This window comes from Burkholderia sp. HMSC10F09, from assembly GCF_001806955.1.
Lineage (GTDB): Bacteria > Pseudomonadota > Gammaproteobacteria > Burkholderiales > Burkholderiaceae > Burkholderia > Burkholderia multivorans.
Map to the genome: position 1 here is coordinate 1 of NZ_KV786563.1, position 2862 is coordinate 2862.

3 protein-coding genes are annotated in these 2862 nt (G+C 68.0%); 2 read left to right on the plus strand and 1 reads right to left on the minus strand.

Annotated features, from left to right (window positions below):
• The coding region (locus tag HMPREF3115_RS04900) for an efflux transporter outer membrane subunit (RefSeq protein ID WP_070553577.1) at positions 1-1483 on the minus strand (1483 nt) is incomplete at its 3' end.
• Positions 1484-1641: 158 nt separating this feature from the next.
• On the opposite strand from HMPREF3115_RS04900, the gene HMPREF3115_RS04905 reads away from it, so the two are divergent.
• Positions 1642-2583: a LysR family transcriptional regulator gene (locus HMPREF3115_RS04905; RefSeq protein WP_006402104.1), complete on the plus strand. Its 942-nt coding sequence runs from the start codon at positions 1642-1644 to the stop codon at positions 2581-2583.
• Positions 2584-2699: 116 nt separating this feature from the next.
• Positions 2700-2861 carry a hypothetical protein gene (locus HMPREF3115_RS31485; protein ID WP_006404973.1) on the plus strand — a complete coding sequence of 54 codons (162 nt, stop codon included), beginning with the start codon at positions 2700-2702 and terminating at the stop codon, positions 2859-2861.
• Position 2862 lies beyond the last annotated feature (1 nt).

A 2862-nucleotide genomic window follows, 5' to 3' on the forward strand; every position in this document is an offset into this window, starting at 1 on the left:
GCACCGCGCCGGCCGCCGCCGCGCGCTCGTCGGGCACATCGGCGCCGGTCTCGACACCGCCGCCGAGCGCTGCCATCAGCGCCGCGTGCGCGGCGAGACGTTCCGCATCGATGCGCGCCGCCGTTTCCTGCGCACGCAGCAGCTGCTGCTGCGCGACCAGCACGTTCACGTAATCGGTCAGTCCGCGGCGGAAGCCTTCGCGCGACAGCCGGTAGCTGCGCTCGTTCGCGGCGACCGAGCGCGCGGCGTCCTTCTTCTGCGTATCGAGCGAGCGGATGCGCACGACCTGGTCGGCGATGTCCTTCAGCGCGCCGACGATCGTCTGGTTGTAATGCTCGACCGCGCGATCGTAGCCGGCATTCGCGGCGCCGAGTTGCGCACGCAGGCGGCCGCCTTCGAAGATCGGCAGCGACAGCGCGGGGCCGGCCGTCCAGCCGCCGTTCATCGCGCGCAGGAAGTCGGTAAACGGCGCCGTCACGCCGAACCCGCCGACGGTCGCGAGCAGATCGATGTTCGGATAGAACGCGGCCTTCGCGACGTCGATCCCGCGCGCCTGCGCGTCGACCATCCAGCGCGCCGCGACGACGTCCGGCCGGCGGCCGAGCAGGTCGGCCGGCAGCGCGGACGGCAGGCCGGCAGGCGCGTCGAGCGACAGCTTCGGCCGCCGGATCGCGTCGCCGGCGCCGGGCCCCTTGCCGGCGAGCGCGGCGAGCTGGTGGCGCGCGAGCTGGATCGCTTCTTCATAGGTGTCGATCTGGCGCTCGTAGTCGGGCAGCGTCGATTCCGCCTGGCTCACTTCGAGCTGCGTGCCGATGCCGGCCTGCAGCCGCTTGTGCGCGAGATCGGCGAGCGCGCGCTGGCGTTCGAAGGTTTCGCGCGCGAGATCGAGCAGCGCGTAGTTCATCGACATGCCGACGTACGCACGCACGACGTTCACTTCGAGCTCGAGCTTCGCGGCGCGCGCGTCGGCGGCCGTCGCATGCGCGGTGTCGAGCGCGCGCTCGGTCGCGTTCTTGTCCTTGCCCCACAGGTCGAGGTGATACGACAGCCCGAGCGTGCCGGTGTTGTTCCAGGTATCGGTGTCCGCGAGCGGGCCCGGGCCGTAGTACACGTTATCGGGCCAGTGCTGGCGCATCAGCGACAGGTTGCCGTTGATCTGCGGCAATTCGGCAGAGCGAGCGACGCGCGCCATCGCCTGCGCTTCGCGCACGCGGGCCTGCGCGGCCGCGAGCGTCGGGTTGCCGGCCTGCGCGGCGGCGATCCACGCGTCGAGCTGCGGGTCGCCGTACGCGCGCCACCAGTCCGACGCGGGCCAGCCCGCATCGCGGTCGGCTGCGCGGATTGCGGCGCCGGCGTCGAGCGCGCTCGCGTCGATCCGGGTCGACTGAGGCTTGTTGTCGCCCATGCTCGCGCAGCCGGCCATTATTAATGAGACTGCAAGAACCGCCAGTGCCAGCGTCCCTTTTGTTGCCGGAGACTGCACGATTTTCTCCCTTTTCGGATATAGATGAGTCGGAGGCGATTATATTTTTCAGTGATTCCTGAATAAATGGACAACGGTGCAAGGGATTTTTACGGATTTTGAGACAATATTGGTTGGTCTCTGTGCAACAATCCGTCCGGATTCAAACGGGAAACGGGATGGACACGTTACAAAACATGCGGGTATTCGTTCGCGTGGTCGACGCGGGTAGCTTCACCGCCGCCGCCCAGCAGATGAATTCGACGACCGCCTACGCGTCGCGCGCGGTGTCCGATCTGGAGGCGCATCTGCGCACGCGGCTGCTGAACCGCACGACGCGCCGGATCGCGCTGACCGAAGCCGGCGAGCGCTATCTGCAGCGCTGCGAGCAGATTCTTGCGTATGTCGACCAGGCCGAAGCGGAGGCGGGCGACGCGCATGCGCGCCCGTCCGGCAAGCTGAAGGTCCACTGCTTCACGAGCCTTGGCCAGCACTACCTGGTGCCGGCCGTCGCGCGCTACCGCGAGCGCTATCCCGACGTGCACGTCGAACTGACGCTCGCCCAGCGAATGCCCGATCTGCTCGACGAGGGATACGACGTCGCGATCGTCGTCGGCCGCGATCTACCCGATTCGGGGCTCGTGTCGCAGCGGCTCGGCGAGAGCTACAGCGTCGTGTGCGCGTCGACCGCCTACGTCGCCGCGCATGGCGCGCCGCAGCGTCCGGCCGATCTCGCGCAGCACGTGTGTCTCGGGATGGTCGCGCCCGGTTTCCACTACGACGAATGGACGCTGACCGGCCCCGACGGCGACGAGTCGGTGCCCGTCACCGCGCCGCCGTTTCGCGTGAACGTCGCCGAGGCGCTGGCCGTCGCCGTACGGGAAGGGATGGGGATCGGCGGGCTGCCGCTGTATTCGGCGATCGGCGGGCTGCGCAGCGGGCAGATCGTGCGCGTGATGCCCGAATACCGGTCGCACGTGATGAACATCTACGCGCTGTATGCGTCGCGCCAGTATCTCGACGCAAAAATCCGCACCTGGGTCGACTTCCTGCGCGACGAATTGCCGACGACGCTCGCAGCCGACGAGGCGGCCCTCGAACAGTGCATGCGCGCGACATGACGACGCAGTGGCGCGCGATCTGACCAGATTTGTCGTTCGCGCAACATTTTTTTACGATCGATCGCCGGACAGTTTGATACTGTTTCAGTCATCGAGGTCTGTTACCCGGAGCTGCAATGGATACGTCGCTGATGATCGGATTTGGGCTGCTGTTCGGTGCGCTCGCCGCAGTCGCTGCACGCGACGTGCTGCGTGCGATGGCGACGAACGCGCGGATGCAGCCGGCGCCGGTCCGCGTGCGTGCGCGCGACGACGCCGCGCGCCGCGCCGGCCGCTGAG

Bases quoted from the DNA above. Each gene is read 5' to 3' on its own strand.
- HMPREF3115_RS31485 (WP_006404973.1), top strand. From the start codon at position 2,700: ATGGATACGTCGCTGATGATCGGATTTGGGCTGCTGTTCGGTGCGCTC.
- HMPREF3115_RS04905 (WP_006402104.1), top strand. From the start codon at position 1,642: ATGGACACGTTACAAAACATGCGGGTATTCGTTCGCGTGGTCGACGCG.